This is a genomic window from Rhodococcus sp. HM1, from assembly GCF_023218075.1.
Lineage (GTDB): Bacteria > Actinomycetota > Actinomycetes > Mycobacteriales > Mycobacteriaceae > Rhodococcus.
In genome coordinates this window covers 1-25,479 of the sequence record NZ_JALPTB010000079.1, presented here as the reverse complement: position 1 = coordinate 25,479, position 25,479 = coordinate 1, and the positions used below count along the sequence as shown (strand labels likewise).

The window sequence follows — 25,479 nt, the reverse complement described above, 5'->3', positions numbered from 1 at the left end:
GCTATCACGCGCGGGCGAGCCTGACGGCGTCGCGGTTCGTCGCCGATCCGTTCACCCCCGGTGGGCGGTTGTATCGGACGGGGGATCTGGTGCGGTGGTTGCCGTCGGGTGGTTTGGAGTATGTGGGTCGGTCGGATTTTCAGGTGAAGATCCGCGGTCAGCGCATCGAGGTCGGTGAGATCGAAGCCGCGCTCACCGCGATCGACGTCGTCGGTTCCGCGACCGTCATCGCCCACGGCGCCGGCGTGGAGACCCGTCTGGTCGCCTACGTCACGCCCGAAAACGGTTGCGCGGTGGACGAACTCGATCCTACTGCCCTGCGGGCCCGGCTCGTCGACACGCTGCCGGCCCACCTCGTGCCGTCGGCGCTGGTGGTGCTGCCGGAGCTGCCTATCACCGCGAACGGCAAGCTCGACCGCGCCGCGCTGCCCGTGCCCGAGGCCGCGGACCACGCCGGCCGCGAGCCGCAGACGCCAGCGGAGCTGTCGGTCGCGCGTGCCTTCCGGTCCGCGTTGGATCTCGACGACACCGTGACCGTCGGCGTCGACAGTGACTTCTTCGCGCTCGGTGGGCATTCCCTGTCCGCGACAAGGGTTCTCACGCGCCTCAACGCCGAGCACGAAGTGTCCCTGTCCCTGCGTTCGATCTTCGAGACCCCGACCGTCGGCACGCTCGCCGCAGCCCTCGACGGTGCCTGTCGCGTCGCGCATCGTCCTCGCGTCGGGGACGCGGTGCGTCCGGATCCGCTGCCCGCGTCCTACGGCCAGCAGTCGCTGTGGATGATCGAGCAGCTCACCGGGGTGGACGCGCAGTACAACGTGCCGACCGTCCTGCGTCTGCGCGGACAGGTCGACGCCGACGCGCTCGCCGCGGCCGTCGCCGATCTCGTTCGACGGCACGAGGCGTTGCGCACCCTGCTGATTCCGGCCGACACCGTCACCGAATCCGATGCGGCCGTGTATCAGCGGATCGTCGAACCGGCAGCTGTCGCAGGGCAACTCGACGTCACCGTCGCGGAGTGCACCGATCCGGTGCAGGCCCGGGGCCGCGTCGACGAGTTCGGCCGCCGGCCGTTCCGACTCGACACCGACCTGCCGCTGCGTGCACTGATTCTGCGCACCGCGGCCGACGAGTGCGTGCTCGTGCTCTCCGTGCACCACGCGGCGATCGACGACTGGTCGTTCCCGACCGTGATGTCCGACCTGTCCGCCGCGTACCGGGCCCGCCGCGCCGGCCACACACCCGAATGGGACGTGCCGGCAGTGCAGTACGCCGACTACGCGGTGTGGCAGCGCGAGCTCCTCGGGTCGGCCGACGACCCGGACTCGGTGCGTGCCGAGCAGAGCGCCTACTGGGCGCGGGTCCTCGACGAGGCACCGGTCTCGTCGTCGATCGCGTTGGATCGGCCGCGCCCGACGGCACCGAGCTTCCACGGTGCGCAGGTCCGCGGCGGTGTGGACGCAGCCATCACCGAGGCGCTGCACGCGACCGCGGACCGCGCCGGGGTGTCGATGTTCATGCTCACCCAGGCCGCGGTCGTGATCGCGATGCAGCGGTTGGGTGCGGGTGACGACATCGTGGTGGGGTCGCCGGTGGGTGGCCGCACGGACGAGGCGTTGGCGTCGGTGGTGGGGTACTTCGTGAACACGCTGCCGTTGCGTCACGATCTGTCGGGGGATCCGACGGTGGACGAGTTGCTGGGCCGGGTGCGGGAGGTCGTGCTCGGCGGGTTCGCCCACCAGGACCTGCCGTTCGAGGAGATCGTCCGGGCGTCGGGCGCCGAACGCATCGGCACCCACAATCCGCTCTACCAGGTCATGCTCGCCTACCGCGCCGACTCCGGCGACCTCGCGTTCGGGGCCGGGTTCGACTCGGTTACCGAACCCGCCGACCTGGCGGTCGTCAAGGCGGACCTCGAGATCTCGGTCTCCGAAACCGATTCCGGCCTCGACCTGACCGTCGACTACGCCACCGAACTGTTCGAGGCCGCCACGGCCGAACGCTTCGTCGCCGCGCTGCGTGCTGCGTTCGGTGTGTTGGTGGGTGCTGGTGGTGTGCGGTTGTCGTCGGTGGATGTGGTGCCGGTGGCGGATCGGGTGTTGGTGTCGGGGTTCGCGGCGGGTGAGTCGGTGCCGGTTTCGGTGTCGACGTTGGATGGGTTGTTGGCGTTGTCTCCGGGTTTCGGGTCGGGGGCGCCGGCGGTGGTGTTCGGGGACGAGTCACTGTCGTATGCGCAGTTCGAGTCGCGGGTGAATCGGTTGGCTCGGGTGTTGGTCGATGCCGGTGTGCGGGTGGGGGATCGGGTTGCGGTGTGTGTGCCGCGGTCGTTGGATCTGCCGGTGGTGTTGGCGGCGGTGATGCGGGCCGGTGGTGCGTATGTGCCGTTGGATGCGGCGTATCCGGTGGAGCGGATCGAGTATGTGGTTTCCGACGGGGCGCCGTCGTTGGCGGTGGTGGATGTGTCGGCGCGGTCGGTGATCTCGGGTGTGCCGGTGGTGGAGTTGGGTCCGGAGTGCTGGGATGCGTGGTCGGGGGTGTCGGATGCGCCGGTGGTGTTGTCGCGACCGGTGTCGGGTCGGGATGCGGCGTATGTGATCTATACGTCGGGGTCGACGGGTCGGCCGAAGGGGGTGGTGGTCGAGCATCGGTCGTTGGTGAATTTCCTGGTGTGGAAGATGCGGGCGACGGGGATCGTGGCGTCGGATCGGGTGTTGCAGAAGGCGCCGACGGCGTTCGATGCGTCGGTGTGGGAGTTCTTCGTGCCGTTGGTGGTGGGGGCGTCGGTGGTGGTGGCCGAGCCGGAGGGTCATCGGGATCCGTCCTATCTGGTGGGGTTGATGTCCTCGGGTGCGGTGTCGGTGGTGGAGTTCGTGCCGTCGATGCTCGATGCGTTGCTCGAGTTCGTGTCGGATCCGTCGCAGGTGGCGGGTGTGGAGCGGGTGTTCTGTGGTGGGGAGGAGCTTTCGCCTGCGTCGGCGTCGGCGGCGTTGGAGGTGTTCGGGGATCGGTTGTTCAATCTGTACGGTCCGACGGAGGCGACGGTGGGGATCACCTCGCAGGTGATTTCGCGGGAGGTGGTCTCGCGGTCGCGGGCGGCGTTGCCGATCGGGTCGCCGGCGTTCAATTCGTCGGCGTGGGTGTTGGATCGGTTCCTGCGTCCGGTTCCGGTGGGGGTGCCGGGTGAGTTGTATCTCGGTGGGGTGCAGGTGGCGCGGGGCTATCACGGTCGGCCGGGGTTGTCGGCGACAGCGTTCGTGGCGAATCCGTTCGGCGTCGGGGCGAGCGGAGCGACGGGGGATGTCGTTGCTGCCGGTGGGCGGTTGTATCGGACGGGGGATCTGGTGCGGTGGAATGCGTTCGGTGGGTTGGAGTATCTGGGTCGGTGTGACGATCAGGTGAAGATTCGTGGGTTCCGGGTGGAACTCGACGAAATCCGCGCCGCCCTCGACGCCCACCCGTGGGTCCGTTCGTCCACCGTGATCGCCCGGACCGGAACCTCCGGTCGCGACGCGACCCTCGCCGCCTACTGCACGCTCGACCGCGGCGCCTCGGACGGTGAGGATCCGACTTCCACTCTGCGGGAACATCTCTCGTCGCGCCTGCCGGACTACATGGTGCCGCCCACGATCACCGTGCTCGACGAGCTGCCGGTGACCGTCAACGGCAAGCTCGACCGCAAGGCACTGCCGGAGCCGGTCGCCCCGGTCCACGACGGAGGCCGGGCACCGGCCACCGAGTCCGAACGGGCAGTGGCCGAGGTCTTCCGCGACGTGCTCGGCCTCGACGACACCGTGACCATCGGTGTCGACAGCGACTTCTTCGACCTCGGTGGGCACTCGCTGCTCGCGACCCGGGCCGTGGCGCGCCTGTCCGCCCGCTTCGCCCGCAAGCTGACGCTGCGCGACCTGTTCGAGGCCCGGTCCGTCGGCGATCTCGCCCGCACTCTCGACGCAGCCGAGGGCGCGATCTCGATCGGTGTCGCCGACGTCGTCGTGCCGGAGACGGTTCCGGCGTCGGCAGGTCAGCGGTCACTGTGGGTGATCGAGCAGATCACCGGAGCCGGCTCGGTCTACACCGTGCCGCTCGTGCTCACCGTGCCCGACGACTTCTCCGCCGACGCGTGGGCGGCGGCACTGACCGATCTCACCACGCGACACGAGGCACTGCGGTCCCGGCTGGTCCCCGGACCGGACGGCATCGAGCTCGACGTCGAGGCTCCGCGCACCGGCGCGTTCCCCGTCGAGGAGATCGTGAGCGATGCCGACACCCTGACCGACGCGGTCGCGCAGTGGGTCGATCGCCCGCTCTCCCTCCGTCTGGACCCGGCGATGCGTGCCGCGGTGTTCACCGTCGACGGCCGGCCGCAGGTCGCGGCGCTGGCAGTGCACCACGCGTTCGTCGACGAATGGTCGACGCCCACGCTGCTCGGCGACCTCCTCGGCGCCTACACCGCGCGCCGCGGCGGCACCGCACCGGAGTGGACGCCGGAATCCGTGACTTTCCGGCACTTCGCGGCCTGGCAGGACGCGATGCTCGCCGGCGCCGACCGGCCCGGAACCGCCGCGGCCGACCACGTCGACTACTGGCGCGACCGGCTCGCCGGCGTCCCCGAGGTGTCGATGATCGCCACCGACCGGCCGCGACCCGCGGTCCAGGACTTCGCCGGGTTCGAACTCGCCTTCACGATCGATCCGGAGGTCTCGGCCGCGCTGCGACGGGTGTGCACCGAACGCGACGTCACGATGTACATGCTGGTCCAGGCCGCGGTCGTGATCGCGATGCAGCGGTTGGGTGCGGGTGACGACATCGTGGTGGGGTCGCCGGTGGGTGGCCGTACGGACGAGGCGTTGGCGTCGGTGGTGGGGTATTTCGTGAACACGCTGCCGTTGCGTCACGATCTGTCGGGGGATCCGACGGTGGACGAGTTGCTGGGCCGGGTGCGGGAGGTCGTGCTCGGCGGGTTCGCCCATCAGGACCTGCCGTTCGACCACATCGTGCGGGTCAGCGGCACCACGCCGTCGGCCTCGCACAACCCGCTGTTCCAGACGCTCGTGTCCTTCCGGGTCGCGGACCTGGTCGACGAGACCCACGACGTCCTCGGCCGCGCAGGCTTCGGCCGGTACACCGAGGCCGACGAAACCAACAGCGTCAAGGCGGACCTCGAGATCGAGATCGCCGATACACCCGACGGACTGAGCGGCACGCTCGCGTGCGCCGGTGCCCTGTTCGACATCGAGACCGCTCAGCGGGCGGTCGAGACACTGCGCGGCGCGTTCGGTGTGTTGGTGGGTGCTGGTGGTGTGCGGTTGTCGTCGGTGGATGTGGTGCCGGTGGCGGATCGGGTGTTGGTGTCGGGGTTCGCGGCGGGTGAGTCGGTGCCGGTTTCGGTGTCGACGTTGGATGGGTTGTTGGCGTTGTCTCCGGGTTTCGGGTCGGGGGCGCCGGCGGTGGTGTTCGGGGACGAGTCACTGTCGTATGCGCAGTTCGAGTCGCGGGTGAATCGGTTGGCTCGGGTGTTGGTCGATGCCGGTGTGCGGGTGGGGGATCGGGTGGCGGTGTGTGTGCCGCGGTCGTTGGATCTGCCGGTGGTGTTGGCGGGGGTGATGCGGGCCGGTGGTGCGTATGTGCCGGTGGATGCGTCGTATCCGGTGGAGCGGATCGAGTATGTGGTTTCCGACGGTGCGCCGTCGTTGGCGGTGGTGGATGTGTCGGCGCGGTCGGTGATCTCGGGTGTGCCGGTGGTGGAGTTGGGTCCGGACTGCTGGGATGCGTGGTCGGGGGTGTCGGATGCGCCGGTGGTGTTGTCGCGACCGGTGTCGGGTCGGGATGCGGCGTATGTGATCTATACGTCGGGGTCGACGGGTCGGCCGAAGGGGGTGGTGGTCGAGCATCGGTCGTTGGTGAATTTCCTGGTGTGGAAGATGCGGGCGACGGGGATCGTGGCGTCGGATCGGGTGTTGCAGAAGGCGCCGACGGCGTTCGATGCGTCGGTGTGGGAGTTCTTCGTGCCGTTGGTGGTGGGGGCGTCGGTGGTGGTGGCCGAGCCGGAGGGTCATCGGGATCCGTCCTATCTGGTGGGGTTGATGTCCTCGGGTGCGGTGTCGGTGGTGGAGTTCGTGCCGTCGATGCTCGATGCGTTGCTCGAGTTCGTGTCGGATCCGTCGCAGGTGGCGGGTGTGGAGCGGGTGTTCTGTGGTGGGGAGGAGCTTTCGCCTGCGTCGGCGTCGGCGGCGTTGGAGGTGTTCGGGGATCGGTTGTTCAATCTGTACGGTCCGACGGAGGCGACGGTGGGGATCACCTCGCAGGTGATTTCGCGGGAGGTGGTCTCGCGGTCGCGGGCGGCGTTGCCGATCGGGTCGCCGGCGTTCAATTCGTCGGCGTGGGTGTTGGATCGGTTCCTGCGTCCGGTTCCGGTGGGGGTGCCGGGTGAGTTGTATCTCGGTGGGGTGCAGGTGGCGCGGGGCTATCACGGTCGGCCGGGGTTGTCGGCGACAGCGTTCGTGGCGAATCCGTTCGGCGTCGGGGCGAGCGGAGCGACGGGGGATGTCGTTGCTGCCGGTGGGCGGTTGTATCGGACGGGGGATCTGGTGCGGTGGAATGCGTTCGGTGGGTTGGAGTATCTGGGTCGGTGTGACGATCAGGTGAAGATTCGTGGGTTCCGGGTGGAACTCGACGAAATCCGCGCCGCGATCACCGATTGCCCCGGTGTGCGCACCGCCGTCGTCGTCGCCCGCCGTCGTCCGGACGGGCAGAACACCCTCGCGGCCTACGTCACCGCACTCGAACCCGATCGCGCGGACACGCTCGTCGACGAGGTGCGTACGTTCCTGTCGGCGCGGTTGCCCGAGTACATGGTTCCCGCGGCGATCGGTGTGGTGGACGCGATCCCGACCACGGTCAACGGCAAGGCGGACGTCGCCGCACTGCCCGAGATCGCACCGCTCGCAGTGGGTTCGGGCAGACTGCCGCACACCTATCAGGAGAACGTGCTGGCCCGGCACATCGTCCGGATCCTCGCGCTGCCCGAGGACACGCGAATCTCCGTGGACGACAACTTCTTCGAACTCGGTGGTCATTCGCTCGCCGCGGCCCGGCTGGTTGCGGCGATCGACGACGACTTCGGCATCGCGCTGGCGCTGCGTTCGGTGTTCGAGAACCCGACGATCGCCGGTCTCGTCGACGAGATCGCCGGCCGTGCCTCGATCGGCGTGCGCGGCGGCGACGGCATCCCGGTGGTCCTGGCCCCGGGCCGCGACGGCGGTCACACCGTCTTCGCGGTGCACGCGGCCTCCGGCTACTCGACCGTGTACGCGGAGTTCGCGTCGCGGATGGCGGACGACGTCCGGGTGATCGGCCTGCAGGATCCCGCGCACGCCCGCGACGGGCGGGACTTCGCGACCGCGACCGAACTCGCCGTCGCCTACGCGGACGTCGTCGTGCAGTCCCAGCCGGACGGCCCCTACCACCTGATGGGCTGGTCGTACGGCGGACACATCGCGTTCGCGGTGGCCCGGGAACTCGAATCGCGTGGACTCGCGGTCGCCGACGTGACGATCCTCGACTCGCCGCCGGTCGCGGAGGGGAGGGTGCGGATGCGCACCGACGAGGAACGCGAGGCCGACGTGGTCCGTGCCTTCGCCGAGTTCGCCGGCCTCGAGGAGATCGCGGGGGAGACCCGTGCCTCGGTCCAGGCCCGCAACCGCGCCTGCGCAGGTCCGCTGTCGGTGCTCGGTGACCGGGACGCGGCGGCGCTCATGGACTCGTTCGACCGCTGCCTGCGGTTGATGGGTACCGAACCCACCCACGGGCTCGTGCGTGCCCGCGGGCATGTCGTCATCGGCGCCGAACACGCCGCCGAGGGCGGCGGCGGATGCGAGCGGTGGTCGGAGTACTTCGCCGGACCGGTCGAGATGCTCGCCGTCGACATCGACCACGAACACCTGAACACCGGTCCGGCTCTGGACCGCTGGCAGCGCTGGTGGGCGGACCACACGGGACTGCCGCTCGCCGTCGACTGACCCATCCGGCCCGGCGACCCGGGCCGTACGAATCGAGCCGACACGCGTCGGCCGCAACCAGAGGAGAAGCGAAAAACCATGCGAGTGATCACCTTCGGCTACCAGACCTGGGGCCATCGGACGCTGTCGGCGCTGCTCGGCTCCAAGCACGAGGTGGTGCTGTCGGTGACGCACCCGCCGAGCGACCATCCGTACGAGCAGATGTGGTCCGACTCCGTCGAGGATCTGGCCCGGGAGAACGGCATCCCGGTGTTCGTCGGCAAGCGTCCCGACGACGCGCTGATCCAGGCGGTGCGCGACGCCGACGCCGATCTGATCATCGCGAACAATTGGCGCACCTGGCTGCCGCGGGAGATCTACCAGGCGCCCCGGTTCGGCACGCTCAACGTGCACGATTCGCTGCTGCCGAAGTACGCGGGCTTCTCGCCGCTCATCTGGGCGCTCATCAACGGTGAGTCCCACGTCGGTGTCACCGCGCACCTGATGGACGATTCCCTCGACGGCGGCCCGATCGTCGCGCAGCAGGCCGTCGCGGTCGGTCCGCAGGACACCACCACGGATCTGTTCCACGCGACGGTCGATCTCATCGAGCCGGTGCTCCTGCACGCGCTGGATCTGCTCGAATCCGGGCGCACCGACTTCACCGCGCAGGATCCCGCGCAGGCGACCTACTTCCACAAGCGGTCCGAGCGCGACAGCCACATCGACTTCCGGTGGCCGGCCGACGCCATCGAGCGCCTGGTGCGGGCGCAGGCGGATCCGTATCCGAACGCGTTCACCTACTACAAGGGCGAGCGCCTGCGTGTCCTGAAGGCCTCGGTCTCGCCGCGGCTCTTCGGCGGCACGCCCGGCCGTGTCACGGTCCCCGAGGGCAACGGCATCGCGGTCGTGTGCGGCCCGGACGCGTGGAACGGTGGGAACCCCGCACTGGTACTCGAGCGCCTGCGTCTGGACGACGGAACCGAGGTCGACGCAAAGGATTTCTTCGCCGGCCGCGCGGGCTATCTCGAGTGATTCGGCTTGTCGGGCTTGTGATTCAACCCGGCAAATGTAGCGATTGAGACGGATCGCCCACTGCTGCTACTGTGAGGCGTTCCTTAACTGACCCTAACCTAACCTGACCTGAGAGTGACGAATGAAGATCAGTGCTTCCCGAGGCCTGGCCGCGCGGCTGATGGCGCTCGCCGCAGTGGTGACGCTGCCCGTGGCATGTTCGAGCAACTCCGACGACACGGCCTCCGGCAGCGGTGACTCGGACTGGACCACGGTGACGATCGACGGCGCCTTCGGTGACGCGGTCATCGAGGAGCAGCCCGAGCGGGTGCTGGCGCTGTCCGAGACCGACGCCGACATCCTGGCGTCGATCGGTGTCGACACGATCGCGTACCCGGATCCGGGTCTCGACGTGCCCGCCGGCTACCCATGGGAGCAGGGACACTTCCCGGCCGACATCGAAGCCATCGCGGTGACCGACGACAACGACGAGGTCAACTTCGAGGCGATCGCCGCCCTCGACCCCGATCTGCTGGTCGCGACCACGTTCTACGGGCTGGACGAGGACGTCTACGCCAAGCTCAGCGCCATCGCGCCGGTCGTCCACTACACCGAGGAAGCCAACTCCGACTCGTGGCAGGACAACACCCGCCGCATCGGTGAGGCCGTCGGACGCACCGCCGAGGCCGACGAGGCCATCGCCGAGACGGAAGCAGCTGTCGCCCAGGTCAAGTCGCAGAACCCACAACTCGAGGGCAAGACCTTCAACGCGGTCGTGTCCCCGTCCGCGGAGGGCCTGTGGGTCCTGTGTTCCAACGACGACAACATGGCCCGCGTGCTCACCTCGCTCGGCATGAAGCTCAGCGACTACGCGCAGACCGTCGACTGCAACTGGGGCAAGGGCCAGATCAGCTGGGAGGAGGCGTCCAAGCTCGACGCCGACATGCTGTGGGTCGTTCCGAACACCGCCGACACCTCGGTGTTCGACACCAACCCGGTGTGGACCGCACTGCCGGTCGTCCAGCGCGGATCCGTCGTGATCACCCCGAGCGAGGACGGCACCCCGCGCGCCGCTGCGTTCCCGTCCCCGATCAGCCTGAAGTGGGTCATCGAGGAGTACGGCCCGCAGTTCTCGGCTGCTGTCGACAAGGGAGCCGACGCTCAGCCGTGACGTAGTTTCGTGCCGTCGCCCCATATCCCGGGCGACGGCACGTACGCGTCCGGCGGCGCCTCGCCCACCCCACCCCTCGAAGAACGGAGCACCCGGATGACCGCGGCGGAGAGCCTCGACGACCTGACCGAGAAGATCGTGATGCACGATCTCGTGCCCCGTCGGCTGACGGTTCTGCGCACGGTCGACCTGACCCCGCGGATGCGGCGCATCGTCGTCGGCGGTCCGGAGATCGCCGGCTTCCCGCACGGCACCGGGCGGCCCACCGACCATGTGAAGCTGTTCTTCCCCGACGACACCGGCGACGTCGCGATGCCCGAGATCGAAGGCGACGGCAAGTGGATCGAACCCGACGGCCGGCGTCTCGAGTTCCGCGACTACACGGTTCGCGCGTTCGATCCCGAGGCCGGTGAACTCACCCTCGACTTCGTGCTGCACGAGCACGGCACCGGGGGCCGCTGGGCCGCGACCGCCGAAGCCGGAGCACCCCTCGGCGTGCTCGGCCCCCGCGGGTCGATCCTGGTCCCCACCGGATACCCCGCCTACATCCTCGCCGCGGACGAGACGGCCCTGCCTGCGCTCGCCCGCTGGCTCGAGGAACTCCCCGCGACCGCCCGGATCCAGGCTTTCGTCGAGGTCCGCGACGCGAGCGACGAACTCGACTTGGAGCGGTCCGCCGAAACGCGGCTGACCTACCTGCACCGCGGCAGCGCTGCACCCGGCAGCACCGAACTGCTCATCGAGGCGATCCGCGCTGTCGAGCTTCCCGCCGACCCCTACTTCGTGTGGGCCGCCGGCGAAGCCACCTCACTCAAGCCGATCCGCCGGTACTTCCGCCGCGAGCTGGGTCTGCCGAAGGAACGGGTCGACATCGACGGCTACTGGAAGCGCGGAGTCGTCAATCTCGACCACCACGACGACGAGGGCGACGACGCCTGACCGGAACCGCCAGGTGCCACAACCCCCGAGGAGCCATGAAGCTGCGCCCGCTGACGTTCAGTAGCGACCGACCGGTGGCGACCCCGCCGATCCGCGTCGACGACGCCACCACCGCCCGCCGACTCGCGGTCCGCACGATCTTCGCGGCACGACGGATGACCGTGCCCGCCGCGGTGCTGATGATCGGCCACCAGATCGGCGAGGCACTGGTCCCGGTCGTCATGGGTATGGCGATCGACCGGGCCATCGCCACCCACGACGGCACCCAACTGCTGCTGTGGCTGGTGGTGCTCGGCGCGGTGTTCGCGATGCTCTCGTTCTCCTTCCGCTTCGGATCCCGGCTCGGGCTGCTCGGTATGCAGGCGGTGCAGCACCAGCTGCGCACCCGGGTCACCGACCGGATCCTCGACCCGCGCGGAATGGCCGGGCCCGCACGACTTCCCGGCGTATCCCTGTCGATCGCGACCTCGGACGTGCAGCGCCTCGCGATGGCCTGCGCGATCGGCGTGTACCCGATCGGACAGATCGCCGCGGTCGTGTTCACCGGCATCGTGCTGCTGACCATCTCGGGGCCGCTCGGTGTCGCGGTCCTGGTGGGTGCCCCCACGATCCTGTGGATCCTCGACAAGGCCGGTGGCCCGCTGCGGGCGCGCAGCGAGCACCAGCAGGAGATGGCCGGCGAAGCGGCCGGCACCGCCACCGATCTCGTCACCGGCTTTCGGGTGGTCAAGGGCATCGGCGCCGAGGAGGTCGCCGCCCGCCGCTACTTCGAGGCGAGCCAGCGCGCCCTGCGCGGAGTGCTCGCCGCCTCCCGTTCCGAGGGTGCCTACCTCGCCGCCATGGAATCGGTGTCGGGTCTGTTCGTCGTTACCATCGGTGTCGCCGCCGGTCTGATGGCGGTCAGCGGCGGCCTGACCGTCGGTCAGCTGATCACCGTCGTCGGCCTGACCCAGTTCGTGATGGGGCCTCTCAGCGCCCTCGGCACCAACGCCGGCGCCGTGTGGGCCGGCGCGCTCGCCTCCGCACGCCGCGTCCTCACCGTGCTGCAGGCACCGCCCGCGACCTCGATCGGTACCGCCGCCGCGACCGCCGGCCAGCTCCGTTTCGACGGCCTCGCCCACGGACCGGTCCGGGACCTCGATCTCGAACTGCCCGCGACCGGACTCGTCGCGGTGGTGGCCGACGCTCCGACGACCGCCTCGCTCGTCGAGGTGCTGTCCCGGTCGGCCACGCCCGAGAACGGCGCCGTCCGGATCGGCGAGACCGACCTGTTCGATCTCGACGAGGACACCGCGATCGCCACCGTGCGCGTCGCCCCGCACCACGCGGCTCTCTTCGAGGGATCCGTGCTCGACAACATCGCCGCCGCCGTCGATCCGGAGGCCGCGGATCGCGACACCCGCATCACCCGTGCCGTGTTCGCCGCCGCTTGTGACGACGTCGTCGAGGTGCTCCCCGACGGCCTCGACACCCCGGTGGGGGAGGCGGGCCGGTTGCTGTCCGGTGGTCAGCGGCAGCGCGTCGCACTGGCCCGGGCGATCGCCGCGGACTCCTCGGTGCTCGTGCTGGTCGACCCCACCACGGCGGTCGACTCCGTCACGGAATCGAATGTCGCCGAGCGGCTGGGGCAGACCCGCGCCGACGGACTGACCCTGGTGTTCACCGACGCCCCGGCGCATCTCGCCGCAGCGGACGAGGTGATCGTCCTCGCCGAGGGACGACTGGTCCACCGCGGAGCCGCCGACGACGCACCCGCACTGTCCTCGGCCGTCCCGGCCGGTACGCCCGTGGAGGCCCACCGATGACCAGCACCGCGATCCACGAGACCGCACCGGCCGGTCCGCTCCCCATCGCCGACGCCCGCACCACCGCCGCGCACTTCTTCGCCGCCCTGTCCGGCAGCCGCGCACGCCTGATCGGCGTCGTCGCGCTGCTGGTCGCGGCCGCTGCGCTCGGGCTGGTGATGCCGTGGGCGCTCGGCCGGATCGTCGACATCGCCATCGACGGCGGCGACGCCGGCGATGTGTGGCGGCTCGCGATTCTCATGGTCGTCGCCACCGTCGCGGGTGCCGGGCTCACCGGCGCCGGTGTCGCCGCCTCGGCCCAGCTGTTCGAGACGGTCCTCGCCCGGTTGCGCGAACGCATGCTGGCCTCGGCGCTGCGGCTGCCGTTCTCGCGGGTCGAGGCTGCGGGCAGCGGCGACCTGGTGTCGCGTGCCACCGACGACGTCGAGGTCGTGAGCACCGCCATCTCCCAGGGTGTTCCGGCGATCTCGACATCGGTGTTCACCATCGCCGCGACCGTCGTCGGGCTCGCCGCGTTGGACTGGCGGTTTCTCGCCGTCGTCGTGGTCGTGCTGCCGGTGCACATCTTCACGGTGCGGCGGTACGTGCGGGAGGCACCGCCGGTCTACACGGGGGAGCGTGCTGCGATGGCGAAACGCGCACACGAGGTGCTCGGCGCGATCCGCGGCCTCGACTCGGCACGCGCGTTCGGCCTGACCGGACGGCTGCTCACCGAGATCGAGGGACGCTCGTGGGGGGTCGTGCGCTGGACGCTGCGCGCCCGCGTCGTGCAGAACCGCTTCTTCGCGGGCATCAATCTCGCCGAATTCGTCGGTATGGCAACCATTCTCGTCGTCGGCTACATGCTCGTCGGGAACGAGGGGCTCACCGTCGGCGCCGCGACCGCGGCGATGCTGTTCTTCCTGCGGCTGTTCGGGCCGATCGGTGAACTGCTGATGGTGACCGACGACCTGCAGTCCGCGGCGGCGTCGCTGGTGCGCATCGTCGGAGTGACCGTCGAAGGCGAACGCTTCGGATCCGATCGGACCGCGGCCGCGTCGACGCCGGTGCCGCAGGGCCGGGCGCTCGAAGCGCAGGACATCACGTTCGCGTACCCGGGGAAGGACCCGGTGCTCGACGGGGTGTCGCTGACGATCGCGGACGGCGAGCACGTCGCGCTGGTCGGTGCGTCCGGCGCGGGCAAGACCACCCTCGCGGCGGTTCTCGCCGGCATCCACCGGCCCGTGCGCGGTGCGGTGCGCTTCGGTGGTGCCGACCTCGCGGAACTCGACGAATCGGAGCGTGCACGCCGGGTCGCGCTGGTGACGCAGGAAACGCACGTGTTCGCGGGGTCGCTCGCCGACGACCTGCGGATGGCCGCACCGGACGCCACCGACGAGCAGATCCGCGACGCCCTGCGCCGGATCCACGCGTGGGAGTGGGTGGAACTGCTACCCGACGGGATCGAGACGATCGTCGGTGACGGCGGACACGACCTGTCGCCGATGCAGGTCCAGCAGGTCGCGCTGGCACGGCTGGTGCTGCTCGATCCGGCGCTGGTGATCCTCGACGAGGCCACCGCCGATGCCGGCAGTGCCGGCGCGAGCCTGCTCGAGGCGTCCGCCGAGGCCGCGCTCGAGGGGCGGTCGGCGCTGATCGTCGCGCACCGGCTCAGCCAGGCCGCCACCGCCGATCGGATCGTGCTGATGGACCGCGGCGCAATCGTCGAGCAGGGCTCGCACGACGCGCTTCTCCGCAGCGGCGGTCGCTACGCCACCCTGTGGGCCGCGTGGGCGCGGGGTCGGGCCGAGAGCTAGTCAGAGTTCGCGCCAACTGCCGTCGTTCATGTCGTGTCCGTGCGCGGCCATGAGCATCAGACCACCGTCGACCGGAATCGAACGGCCGGTCAGATACGACGCGCGCGGCGACGCCAGAAACGCGACGACGGACGCGACCTCGTTGACGTGACCGGGGCGGCCGGTCGGGTTGCCCGGACGATCCTCGTGGAAGGCCTCGGATTCGTCCATGCCGGTCATCGGGGTGGCGATCTCACCCGGAGCGACCGAATTGACGGTGATGCCGTGCCGCGCGAGTTCGAGTGCGAGACAACGGGTCAGCATCCCCAGTCCCGCCTTGGCCGTACAGTACGCGGACGCACCGAAACGCGGTACGTGTTCGTGGACGCTCGTGATGTTGATGATCCGTCCTCCCCGGCCGGCGTCGACCATGTGCCGTGCTGCTCGTTGTGCGCACAGGAACGGTCCGTCGAGGTCGGTGGCAAGCATTTCCCGCCACCGGTCGTAGGACAGGTCGAGGACTCCGTCGCGATGTCCGGTGCCGGCATTGTTCACCAGTACGCCGAGCCCACCGAGTTGCCGTGCGAGGTCGTCGATCGCATCGGCGGTGTCCGGGCTCGTCAGGTCCTGGCGGGTGACGAAGCACCGTCTTCCGCGTTGCTCGACGGCGGCACGGGTGTCGTCGGCGCCGGCCTCGTCGGTATGGAACGTGATGCCGATGTCGAATCCCTCGGAGGCGAGCAGTTCGGCGGTGGCCTTGCCCATGCCGGAGTCCGCGCCCGTGATGACGGCGAGTCTGTCGTGTGCTGGAACGGTCATGTTCGGGGTGTACCCCAGGGCGGGAGCGGCACACTGGGCCCATGAGGTTGTTGCTACTGGCCGACACCCACGTCCCTGCCCGTGCGCGCCGGTTGCCCGACGAGGTGTGGAACGAGGTGGACCGCGCCGAAGTCGTCGTCCACGCCGGTGACTGGATCGAGATCGGATTGTTGAACGCTCTGGAGGAACGCGCCGCACGACTCGTCGCGTGCTGGGGCAACAACGACGGGCCTGCCTTGCGGGAACGGCTTCCGGAGATCGCTCGGGTGACGCTCGACGGTGTTCGGCTCGCTGTGGTGCACGAGACCGGGCCCTCGGCGGGCAGGGAGAAGCGCATGGCGGCGGCCTATCCGGACACGGATGTACTGGTGTTCGGCCATTCCCATATTCCGTGGGACACCACGGCCCCCGGTGGTTTGCGCCTGCTCAATCCGGGCTCGCCGACGGATCGGCGTCGGCAGCCGTATTGCACGTACATGACCGCGACGATCGAGGACGGTGTGCTGCGTGGTGTGGAGTTGCATCGTCTCCTGCGCTAGGGACAGCCAGGCGGTCACCGGGTCAGGGCGAAAGCGTCGCGACGGTGCTCTCGCCCAGATCCCGCAGGAACGCGGCCCGATCCAGCGCCGGATCCGGTTCGACACCCGGCGGCACTGCGTCCATGAAATCGAAGTGCCCACCCGGGGCAGCACCTGTGCGTCGACCTGCACAGGGCGGCCCAGCCGCCGATCGAATGCCCCACCGCGAACACCGGAAAAACCGGCGCAACGGTTCGGCGCGGGCGATCATTGACGCGGAGGTCGCCATGGAGCAGAAGATCCCGGCCGATGCCGGGCACGCCGAGGCAGGCAGGTCCGGAACCGAGGTCGACGACCGAGAGCCGGCTCCCATAGGGTCGCGCCGCAAGTTGCTGTACGTCACCCTTCCCGGATGCTGGGGCGCGCTCGTATTCGCGTGCCTGTCGTTCACCCCGTCCCTGCTCCCGCGCGGAGGGCTCCTGCAGGGCTTGGTCTGCGGGATCACCGCGGCGATCGGGTACGGGCTCGGTGTGCTCGCGGCCTGGGTGTGGCGTGCGTTCGCCGACCGGGGCCCGCGGCGTCCGAGCCGGCGTGCGTGGCTGGTGTTCGCCGTCACCGCGGTGGTGCTGTTCGCCGTCGCATTCGGATTCGGGCAGTACTGGCAGCACCGGATTCGGGAGTTGATGGGGGTCACCGACTACAACATTCCGCTCGCTGTTCTCTCACCCGTGATCGCGGTGGTGGTCTTCGCCCTTCTGGTGGCCATGGGCCGTGGCATCCGAGGTATCTACCGCTGGATCGCGACGCTGCTCGATCGCTGGATCGGCCGCAGCGCGGCGTCCGCGGTCGGCTGGGTGCTGGTGGCCGCACTGGTCTACCTGGTCGTCTCGGGGGTGTTGCTCAGCGGTTTCGTCAATGTCGCCAATTCGGCTTTCTCGCTTAGGGATACGCAGACGCCGGAGGGGGTACAGCAGCCCGCGACCGGTCTGCGATCGGGCGGCCCGGAGTCTGTGGTGCCGTGGGACACGCTGGGCTACCAGGGGCGCGCCTTCATCGGAGACGGTCCGTCCGTGGACGAGATCGGCGGGTTCGCGGGCGGGCCCGCCGAGGAGCCGATCAGGATCTACGCCGGGCTCGCATCCGCCGACGACACCGAGGCCCGCGCGGCACTGGCCGTCGAGGACCTGACCCGCGCCGGCGGCTTCGAGCGCGCCGATCTGCTCGTGGTGACCACGACCGGCAGCGGCTGGGTGGACCCGGCCCTGGTCGACTCGTTCGAATATCTCACCGGCGGCGATGCGGCAACCGTGGCGATCCAGTACTCGTACCTGCCCTCGTGGATCTCCTATCTGGTCGACCAGTCGAAGGCTCGTGAAGCCGGCCGGGACCTGTTCGACGCGGTCTACGAGGAGTGGCTGAAACTGCCGCCGGACAGCCGTCCCCGGCTGTTCGTTGCGGGGGAAAGCCTCGGCTCGTTCGGTGGGGAAACCGCCTTCAGCGGGGAACGCGACCTGAGCAACCGCACGGCGGGTACGTTGTTCGCCGGCCCGCCCAACTTCAACACCCTGTTCCGTGACTTCAGCGATAATCGCGAGCCGGGCAGCCCGGAGGTCGAACCGATCTACAAGAACGGGCGCACGGTGCGGTTCACGAACGACGCCGAGGCCGGGATCCCGCCCGCGGGCCAGCCGTGGGACGGCAACAGGGTCCTGTACCTGATGCACCCGTCGGACCCGATCGTGTGGTGGAGTCCGCACCTGATCCTGAACGAGCCGGACTGGATCGGTGAGGCCCCGGGCACGGACGTGCTCGAGGACATGGTCTGGATGCCGTTCGTCACATTCTGGCAGGTCACCGCGGATCTACCGTTCTCGACCGGGGTTCCCGGCGGGCACGGCCACAAGTACACGACCGAGTACGTCGACGGGTGGAACGCCGTCCTGCGGCCGGAGGGAACGACCCCCGAGGACCTCGCGACCCTCAGGTCCGTCATCGATTCCGAGGAATAGGAACCCACCGACGCCCGCTGCCTCGTGCGTGGTTTCGGCAGCTGCCGCTACCGAAACCACGCACGAGGCGCGGAGCACCGTCAGTCCTGGCTGCGCGGACGCCGCAGCACCAGCAACGACCGACCCTGCACCTGCACCGACTCGCCGGCGGCGACCGTCAGGTCCCGCAGACCGTCGGGGCTGTCCGTGTCCAGTGCCACCGTCCAGTCGGGGTCGTCGGATCCGCCCGAGGTGACGAAGTCGATCGGCTCGTGATGGGCGTTGAAACACAACAGGAACGTGTCGTCGACGACGCGCTGCCCGCGCTGATCCGGCTCGGGGATACCGTCACCGTTGAGGAACACCGCGAGGGACTTGCCGAATCCGCTGTCCCAGTCCTCGGGCGTCATCTCGTCGCCGCCCGGCGTGCGCCACGCGATGTCGCGGGACTGGTCGCCGCTGCGGATCGGCCGGCCCTCGAAGAACCGGCGCCGCCGGAACACCGGATGATCGCGGCGCAACCGGATCACGTTGCGGGTGAAGGCGAGCATGTCGGTGTCCACGCTCTCGGGTGACCAATCCATCCACGAAAGTTCGTTGTCCTGGCAGTAGACATTGTTGTTGCCGCGCTGCGACCGTCCGATCTCGTCGCCGTGGGCGAGCATCGGGGTGCCCTGCGACAGCATCAGCGTCGCCATGATGTTGCGTCGCTGCCGCGCCCGCAACGCCAGGATCTCCGGATCGTCGGTGGGTCCTTCGGCGCCGCAGTTCCACGACCGGTTGTGCGATTCGCCGTCGCGATTGTCCTCGCCGTTGGCCTCGTTGTGTTTCTCGTTGTAGGACACCAGATCCGCGAGCGTGAACCCGTCGTGTGCGGTCACGAAGTTGATCGACGCGCCGGGACGCCGGCCCGTCGCCTCGTACAGATCCGACGACCCGGTGAGGCGGGACGCGAACTCGCCGAGGGTCGCGGGTTCACCACGCCAGTAGTCACGGACCGTGTCGCGGAACTTGCCGTTCCATTCCGTCCACAGCCCGGGGAAATTGCCCACCTGATAGCCGCCTTCGCCGACGTCCCACGGCTCGGCGATGAGCTTGACCTGCGAGACGACCGGGTCCTGCTGCACCAGATCGAAGAAGGCCGACAGCCGGTCCACGTCGTGCAGTTCGCGGGCCAGCGTCGACGCCAGGTCGAACCGGAATCCGTCGACGTGCATTTCGAGCACCCAGTACCGCAGCGAATCCATGATCAACTGCAGGGTGTGCGGGTGACGGGCGTTGAGGCTGTTGCCGGTGCCCGTGTAGTCCATGTAGTGGGCCTTGTCGTCGTCGACGAGCCGGTAGTAGGCGGCGTTGTCGATGCCGCGGAAACTGATGGTCGGCCCGAGATGGTTGCCTTCGGCGGTGTGGTTGTAGACGACGTCGAGGATCACCTCGATGTCCGCCTCGTGGAAGGCGCGCACCATCGCCTTGAACTCCGCGACGACAGCGCTGGGTTTCGTAGACGACGAGTATTCGGTGTGCGGGGCGAGGAACCCGAACGTGTTGTAACCCCAGTAGTTTCGCAGGCCCTGGTCGAGCAGTACCTGGTCGTGCATGAACTGGTGCACCGGCATCAACTCGATCGCGGTCACCCCGAGATCGCGCAGATGGTCGATGATCACCGGATGTGCCAGTCCCGCATAGGTTCCGCGCAGCTGTTCCGGGATCCCGGGGTGTGTCGCCGTCATGCCCTTGACGTGGGCCTCGTAGATGATCGTCTCGTGATAGGGCCGGCGCGGCGGGCGGTCGGTGGCCCAGTCGAAGAACGGGTTGATGACCACCGTGGTCATGGTGTGCCCGAGCGAATCGAGTTGCGGAAAACCGTCGGCGTCACCGGACTGTTCGTCGCCCGTCGCGTCCTCGGCGGGTGGGTCCTCGTCGGCGGGCTCCGAACCCTCGGCTTCGAGCGCGGTGTCCTCGGCGGCTGCGTCCTCGCCGGCCCCGGATTCGTCGTCCCCGGCTACGGCTGCGCTGTCGTCGGCCTCCGGCACCGCGACCGCATACGAGTACAGCGAGGGGTCGCCGTCGAATGCGCCGTCGAACGCCTTGCCGTACGGATCGAGCAGCAGCTTGCTCGGATCGCAGCGCAGCCCCTGCGCCGGGTCGTACGGTCCGTGGACGCGGTAGCCGTAGCGCTGCCCGGGGGACACCATCGGCAGGTACGCGTGCCACACGTACCCGTCGACCTCCTCCAGCGGGATGCGGGTCTCGGTGTTGTCGCGGGCGATCAGACACAACTCCACCTTCTCGGCGACCTCGGAGAACACCGCGAAGTTCGTGCCGGCGCCGTCGTAGGTGGCGCCGAGCGGATACGGGGTGCCCGGCCAGACCAGCAGTTCCTCCTCGGAGGAGTCACCGGGCGCGGTCGTTTCGCTGGGGTCCATACTCGCTCACCCTAATCGGAACGGCCCCCACTATCCCGGCGAGCGCGACAGGTCACCACCAACCGGTGACCGTGCGCATCCGGCGGCCCAGTTCGGGCGCCAGGGTGCGCACGTACGAGGCGGTGAGGTGGTCGCGATCGCGGTAGATCAGGACGTTGCCCTCCACCGCGAGGCACCGTTCCGGGCGGCACACCACGTCGGACAGATCCAGCGGATGGACCGTCGGCAGGTGCGCGGCCGCGGCCTGGGCGGGATCGACGATGTCGAGTGCATCGGACCGCGCGATTCCGCACGCGTACGCGTCGCCACCGTGGGCGAGACAGTCCGAGGCGCGATAGGGGATGCCGTCGTCCTTCAGCCACGGGGTGTCCCGGATCGCCAGGACCGGGATGCCGTACGAGGTCAGCGTCTCCCACAGCGTCACGTACCGGTCGGGGGTGTAGTCGCCCGGACCCTCGCCTGCCTCGCGGGGACGGGTCGACGTCGTGAACACGTAGTCCGGCGGATTCGCGGCCAGTTCGGCCAGCACACTCGTCGACCATGTGTCGCAGTCGAAGGTCGCCGAGTCCTCGGCCGGCGGAGTCGTCGGAGCCGAGAGCGGGCACCCCACCTTGACGTACGTGTCGACGCGGAAGTGATGCTCGACGCCGAGCAGATCCAGCGCGGGCAGCCAGTGCTCGGAATGCGAGCCGCCGGTCAGTGCGATCCGGCGGCTCGCCGTCGGATCCCCGTAGGTGCAGGACAGCGGCTCCTGCTGTCCGTTCACGGCGATGCACTCCTCGAGCGTGGTGGCAGGAAGGTCGCGATCGGCGATCGTCAGCGGGGGTTTCACCGGTGCGCTCACCGGATCGGTGAGCAGGTCGAACACGGCGGCACCGGGATACACATCGGTGGACAGATTCGGCAGCTCGGCGATCTGCCGGGCGGAACGGTCGACGTACTGGACCCATCCCACGGAGACGGCGGCCAGTGCCACGCCGACGCTCGTCAGAGCCGCGACGAGCGAGGTACGTCCGCGCGACGGGACGCCCTTTCGGATCGGGTCCTCCACCAGCCGGGTGGTGGCCTCGGCCAGCACCAGCGACACGGCGATCACCCCGACACCGCCGAGCACTCCGACGGTGAGCCGGTCCCGCACGATCAGGTACGTGATCAGCACCGGCCAGTGCCACAGGTACAGCGCGTAGGCGATCGAACCGAGCCGCACCAGCGGCGCGGACGCCAGCAGACGCGACACCGCGGTCGATCCGGTCGCGCCGGTCACGACCAGCAGCAGCGCCGCCCCGACCGGCACCAGCGCCCACGGTCCCGGGAACTGTGCGCGGCCGTCGAGTACCGCGCCGCAGCCGAGGAACACGACCAGCGCGAGCACCGCGAGCGTCGCCGCGGCCCACCGCGGAACCCGCAGCCACGGCAGCAGGCACACGAGCAGCCCGCCGAGCGTCAGCTCCCACAGGCGCGCGGCGCTGTCGTAGTACAGCCAGGTTCGCTCCGCGCCCGAGAACGCGGCGTAGCCGAACGAGGCGGCCGTGACCATGGCGAGGAGCATCGTGAGCGGCATCCGCGTGGGCAGGCCGCGGCGCCGCAGGACCCACGCCAGGCCGAACACCACCATCACGGCGGCGAGGTAGAACTGCCCCTGCACCGCGATCGACCACAGATGCTGCAGCGGGCTCACGGACGGATCGGCCGCCAGATAGTCGCTCGCGGTGCGCGCCAGATGCCAGTTCTGCAGGAAGGTCAGCGACGCGAACAGCTGTTCCGCCGCCGAGAACCACCCGGTCGGCGGGGTGAGGACGACCTGGGCCACCGCGACCGCGGTCAGGACCAGCACCAACGGTGCCAGCAACCGCCGGCCCACCCGGCGCAGCACCGGCCGCGGATCGAGCGGCGCGGCCGACTCGGTAACACGCAGCAGCGACCCGACGAAGAAGAAACCGGACAGCGCGAGGAACACGTCCACACCACCGGACACCCGCCCGAACCACACGTGGAACACCACGACCAGAGCGATCGCGAGGCCACGGAGGCCGTCGAGATCGGCGCGCCGGACCGACGCGACGGCACGGTCGCGCTGAGCCGACATGACGGCACCGCCGTCGGCCGACCGCAGCCGTGGTGTGAACGTCGTGACGGGCATCGAGCTCCCTTCCGGGCCGGTCCGACTCGGAGGCGGGCACCGAGCTGTTGCTGTGACGAAAGCACACAGGTACGGGCAGCCACCCTATGCGCTGCTTCGTACGGGCATGAAACCGCCTACAGTCGGGGCCGTGAATTCGCCGTCTCTGCCCGCAGCCCGCATCGCGGAACTCGACGCCGCACACCTGTGGCACCCGTACGGGGCGTTCCCGGCCTCTACCGAGCCCCTCGTCGTCGACCACGCGCACGGCACCCGGCTCGTTCTCGCGGACGGGCGGGAGCTCGTCGACGGTATGAGCTCGTGGTGGGCCGCGGTGCACGGCTACCGGCATCCGGTGCTCGACGCGGCCGTCACCGAGCAGCTCGGACGGATGAGCCACGTGATGTTCGGCGGACTCACCCACGCGCCCGCCGCGCGCCTGGCCGAACTGCTGGTGCAGATCACCCCCGACGGGCTCGACAAGGTCTTCCTCGCCGACTCCGGGTCGGTGTCGGTGGAGGTCGCGATCAAGCTCGCGTTGCAGTACCAGCGCGCGCTCGGGCGCCCGGGACGTCACCGGTTGATGACGTGGCGCGGCGGCTATCACGGCGACACGTTCGCTCCGATGAGCGTGTGCGACCCCGAGGGTGGCATGCACTCGATGTGGACCGACGTGCTTGCCCGGCAGGTGTTCGCCCCCGCACCGCCGCGCGACTTCGATCCGGCCTACGTCGCCGAGTTCGAGAAGATCCTGAACGAGCACACCGACGAACTGGCCGCGGTGATCGTCGAACCGGTGGTGCAGGGCGCCGGCGGCATGCGCTTTCACGATCCGGCCTATCTGCGCGAGCTGCGCCGCATGTGCGACGAACACGGACTGCTGCTGATCCTCGACGAGATCGCCACCGGATTCGGTCGCACGGGTGAGCTGTTCGCCGCCGGCCACGCCGGGATCAGCCCCGACATCATGTGCGTCGGCAAGGCCCTCACCGGCGGGTACGTCACCCTGGCGGCGGTCTTGTGCACCTCCGGGATCGCCGAGGTGATCAGCGCCGGGGAAGGCGGCGGGGTCATGCACGGGCCGACGTTCATGGGCAACCCGCTGGCGTGCGCGGTCGCGGTCGCGGCGGTCGAATTGCTGCTCTCGCGCGACTGGCGATCGGAGATCGCGGCCCTGAACGCCGGCCTCGCGAGCGGACTCGAGCCGGCCCGGGAACTGCCCGGGGTGACCGATGTGCGGGTGCTCGGCGGGATCGGCGTGCTCGAACTCGCCGAACCCGTCGACATGCGCGCCGCCACCGACGCCGCGGTCGCGGCCGGGGTGTGGCTGCGGCCGTTCCGGAACCTGATCTACGCGATGCCGCCGTACGTGTGCACCGCGGACGACGTCGCGGCGATCACCGGCGGGATGCTCGCGGCGGCACGCTCGCGGAGCTGAATCCTGCCGGCTCGGCGGGACGGTCGTTCGTCAGTTGAACTCGTCCGGGTGGGGTCCGGTGCGCAGGTTGCGGTCGGTCGCGGTGATCGCGGCCATGTCCGTGTCGCTGAGCCGGAAGTCGAAGACGTCGAGGTTCTGGCGGATGCGGGCCGGAGTGACCGACTTGGGGATCACGATGTTGCCCAGTTGCAGATGCCAGCGCAGGACCACCTGAGCGGGTGATCTGCCGGTGCGTCGAGCGATCGCTGCGATGGCAGGATCGTCCAGAACGGCACCCTGGGCGAGAGGGCTCCATGCCTCGGTGGCGATGGCGTGCTCGGTGTGGAAGGCACGCAATTCGGCCTGCTGCAGACCGGGGTGCAGTTCGATCTGATTGACGGCCGGGGTCAGCGCACTGTCGTCCAGCAGGCGCTGGAGGTGAGTCGGCTGGAAGTTCGATACGCCCGCGGCGCGGATGCGTCCTTCCTCCGCGAGGCGTTCGAGGGCGCGCCACGAATCCGGGTAGAGGCCGCGGGCGGGGGTGGGCCAGTGGATCAGATAGAGATCCAGATAGTCGAGACCGAGGTTGGCGAGGCTCGCGTCGAAGGCGCGAGCTGGGGGATCTCGACGTCGTTGTTCAGTTTCACGGTGGGGATCGTGGAGGGTGTCATGAGGGAATCCTTCGAAGATGTTCGCTGGGTGAGGGTTTCGAGGTGACAGGGGTCAGGGGTGGACGGCTCCCGCGGTGGCGTGAGCGGCGCGGCCGAGGTCGGGAGCAGCCCGAGCACGAGTCGCGGTGACGCGGGCGGATCGGCGCTGCAGCCGGTGCGAGATCACGGCCGGAACCAGGGCGGAGGCGGCCAGGATCGCCCCGACGGCATTGGGTGCGGTGTAGCCGAGACCGGCGGAGATCACCAGGCCGCCGAGCCAGGCGGCCAGTGCGTTGCCGAGGTTGAAGGCGCCGATGTTGGCGGCCGAGGCCAGTGTCGGGGCACCGTGTGCGTGGTCCAGGACATGTTTCTGCAGGGGCGGGACGGTGGCGAAACCGAGTGCGCCGATGAGGAAGACGGCCACGACGGACGCGGCTTTGTCGGAGACCAGGAAGGTGAACAGGCCGAGGACCAGTGCCAGGCCTGCGAGGGCGGTGTAGAGCATCGGCATGAGCTTGCGGTCCGCGAAGTGCCCGCCGATGAGGTTGCCGACGACCATGCCCGTCCCGAAGGCGGCCATCAGCCACGAGAGGGAGGACTCCGCGAAGTTGCCGACCTCGGTGAGCATCGGCGCGATGTAGGTGATGGCAGCGAACACGCCGCCGAAGCCCAGGACGGTCATCGTCATGGCCAGCACGACCTGAATGTTCTCGAAGGCTCACAACAGTCGACGAGAAGTCTGATACTCCGTAATACTCTCCGATTCTTCCTGTTGTTCTGCTGCGTTTCCCGGAAAGGGCGGGATCGGCACGCACCGCAGGGCCGGTCACCGCATCGGCGC

At 69.3% G+C, this 25,479-nt stretch carries 14 protein-coding genes; 9 read left to right on the top strand and 5 right to left on the bottom strand.

Features of this window, described 5'->3' with window-relative positions:
* Window positions 1-68: 68 nt before the first annotated feature.
* The 6 genes from M1M07_RS27765 (at window position 69) to M1M07_RS27740 (ending at window position 14,722) form a co-directional block, all read left to right on the top strand.
* A complete protein-coding gene (locus M1M07_RS27765) occupies window positions 69-8,018 on the top strand; it encodes an amino acid adenylation domain-containing protein (RefSeq protein ID WP_368862573.1) in 7,950 nt (2,649 codons plus the stop codon).
* 78 nt (window positions 8,019-8,096) lie between these two features.
* Window positions 8,097-9,032, top strand: a complete 936-nt coding sequence (locus tag M1M07_RS27760) for a methionyl-tRNA formyltransferase (RefSeq protein WP_197255247.1) — start codon at window positions 8,097-8,099, stop codon at window positions 9,030-9,032.
* Between the two features lie 121 nt (window positions 9,033-9,153).
* Complete coding sequence (locus M1M07_RS27755) at window positions 9,154-10,182, top strand: iron-siderophore ABC transporter substrate-binding protein (protein ID WP_248676239.1); 1,029 nt, start codon at window positions 9,154-9,156, stop codon at window positions 10,180-10,182.
* A 9-nt stretch (window positions 10,183-10,191) separates the two neighbouring features.
* Window positions 10,192-11,121 (top strand): siderophore-interacting protein, encoded by a 930-nt coding sequence (locus M1M07_RS27750; protein WP_248676238.1) that lies wholly within the window; start codon window positions 10,192-10,194, stop codon window positions 11,119-11,121.
* Window positions 11,122-11,156: 35 nt separating this feature from the next.
* Complete coding sequence (locus M1M07_RS27745) at window positions 11,157-12,926, top strand: ABC transporter ATP-binding protein (RefSeq protein ID WP_248676237.1); 1,770 nt, start codon at window positions 11,157-11,159, stop codon at window positions 12,924-12,926.
* Window positions 12,923-14,722 (top strand): ABC transporter ATP-binding protein, encoded by a 1,800-nt coding sequence (locus M1M07_RS27740; protein ID WP_248676236.1) that lies wholly within the window; start codon window positions 12,923-12,925, stop codon window positions 14,720-14,722. The genes M1M07_RS27745 and M1M07_RS27740 overlap by 4 nt, the downstream gene beginning before the upstream one ends.
* On the opposite strand, the gene M1M07_RS27735 is transcribed toward M1M07_RS27740, so the two are convergent.
* The gene (locus M1M07_RS27735) at window positions 14,723-15,520 is read right to left on the bottom strand and encodes an SDR family oxidoreductase (RefSeq protein ID WP_248676235.1); all 798 of its coding nucleotides are present in this window, start codon (window positions 15,518-15,520) and stop codon (window positions 14,723-14,725) included.
* 41 nt (window positions 15,521-15,561) lie between these two features.
* On the opposite strand from M1M07_RS27735, the gene M1M07_RS27730 reads away from it, so the two are divergent.
* Together M1M07_RS27730 and M1M07_RS27725 are read left to right on the top strand one after the other, a co-directional pair.
* Window positions 15,562-16,059: a metallophosphoesterase gene (locus M1M07_RS27730; RefSeq protein WP_248676234.1), complete on the top strand. Its 498-nt coding sequence runs from the start codon at window positions 15,562-15,564 to the stop codon at window positions 16,057-16,059.
* 266 nt (window positions 16,060-16,325) lie between these two features.
* The gene (locus tag M1M07_RS27725) at window positions 16,326-18,047 is read left to right on the top strand and encodes an alpha/beta-hydrolase family protein (protein ID WP_197255264.1); all 1,722 of its coding nucleotides are present in this window, start codon (window positions 16,326-16,328) and stop codon (window positions 18,045-18,047) included.
* 80 nt (window positions 18,048-18,127) lie between these two features.
* On the opposite strand, the gene glgX is transcribed toward M1M07_RS27725, so the two are convergent.
* Window positions 18,128-20,452, bottom strand: coding sequence for a glycogen debranching protein GlgX (gene glgX, locus M1M07_RS27720; protein ID WP_248676233.1), 2,325 nt, complete (start codon window positions 20,450-20,452; stop codon window positions 18,128-18,130).
* Window positions 20,453-20,504: 52 nt separating this feature from the next.
* On the bottom strand, window positions 20,505-22,538 hold the full coding sequence (locus M1M07_RS27715; RefSeq protein WP_197255283.1) for an acyltransferase family protein: 2,034 nt from the start codon (window positions 22,536-22,538) through the stop codon (window positions 20,505-20,507).
* 160 nt (window positions 22,539-22,698) lie between these two features.
* Between M1M07_RS27715 and M1M07_RS27710 the strand changes: the two genes are divergently transcribed.
* The gene (locus tag M1M07_RS27710; RefSeq protein WP_197255268.1) at window positions 22,699-24,009 is read left to right on the top strand and encodes an adenosylmethionine--8-amino-7-oxononanoate transaminase; all 1,311 of its coding nucleotides are present in this window, start codon (window positions 22,699-22,701) and stop codon (window positions 24,007-24,009) included.
* Window positions 24,010-24,039: 30 nt separating this feature from the next.
* Here the strand turns inward: M1M07_RS27710 and M1M07_RS27705 are convergent, their stop codons facing one another.
* Together M1M07_RS27705 and M1M07_RS27700 are read right to left on the bottom strand one after the other, a co-directional pair.
* Window positions 24,040-24,543 (bottom strand): aldo/keto reductase, encoded by a 504-nt coding sequence (locus tag M1M07_RS27705; protein WP_308200871.1) that lies wholly within the window; start codon window positions 24,541-24,543, stop codon window positions 24,040-24,042.
* Window positions 24,544-24,711: 168 nt separating this feature from the next.
* Window positions 24,712-25,326: an MFS transporter gene (locus tag M1M07_RS27700; RefSeq protein WP_248676232.1), complete on the bottom strand. Its 615-nt coding sequence runs from the start codon at window positions 25,324-25,326 to the stop codon at window positions 24,712-24,714.
* Between the last annotated feature and the right edge of the window lie 153 nt (window positions 25,327-25,479).

Coding starts and splice junctions, on each gene's coding strand:
- M1M07_RS27760 (WP_197255247.1), top strand. CDS start 8,097: ATGCGAGTGATCACCTTCGGCTACCAGACCTGGGGCCATCGGACGCTG.
- M1M07_RS27700 (WP_248676232.1), bottom strand. CDS start 25,326: ATGACGATGACCGTCCTGGGCTTCGGCGGCGTGTTCGCTGCCATCACC.
- M1M07_RS27715 (WP_197255283.1), bottom strand. CDS start 22,538: ATGTCGGCTCAGCGCGACCGTGCCGTCGCGTCGGTCCGGCGCGCCGAT.
- M1M07_RS27755 (WP_248676239.1), top strand. CDS start 9,154: ATGAAGATCAGTGCTTCCCGAGGCCTGGCCGCGCGGCTGATGGCGCTC.
- glgX (WP_248676233.1), bottom strand. CDS start 20,452: ATGGACCCCAGCGAAACGACCGCGCCCGGTGACTCCTCCGAGGAGGAA.
- M1M07_RS27745 (WP_248676237.1), top strand. CDS start 11,157: ATGAAGCTGCGCCCGCTGACGTTCAGTAGCGACCGACCGGTGGCGACC.
- M1M07_RS27730 (WP_248676234.1), top strand. CDS start 15,562: ATGAGGTTGTTGCTACTGGCCGACACCCACGTCCCTGCCCGTGCGCGC.
- M1M07_RS27735 (WP_248676235.1), bottom strand. CDS start 15,520: ATGACCGTTCCAGCACACGACAGACTCGCCGTCATCACGGGCGCGGAC.
- M1M07_RS27725 (WP_197255264.1), top strand. CDS start 16,326: ATGGAGCAGAAGATCCCGGCCGATGCCGGGCACGCCGAGGCAGGCAGG.
- M1M07_RS27710 (WP_197255268.1), top strand. CDS start 22,699: ATGAAACCGCCTACAGTCGGGGCCGTGAATTCGCCGTCTCTGCCCGCA.
- M1M07_RS27740 (WP_248676236.1), top strand. CDS start 12,923: ATGACCAGCACCGCGATCCACGAGACCGCACCGGCCGGTCCGCTCCCC.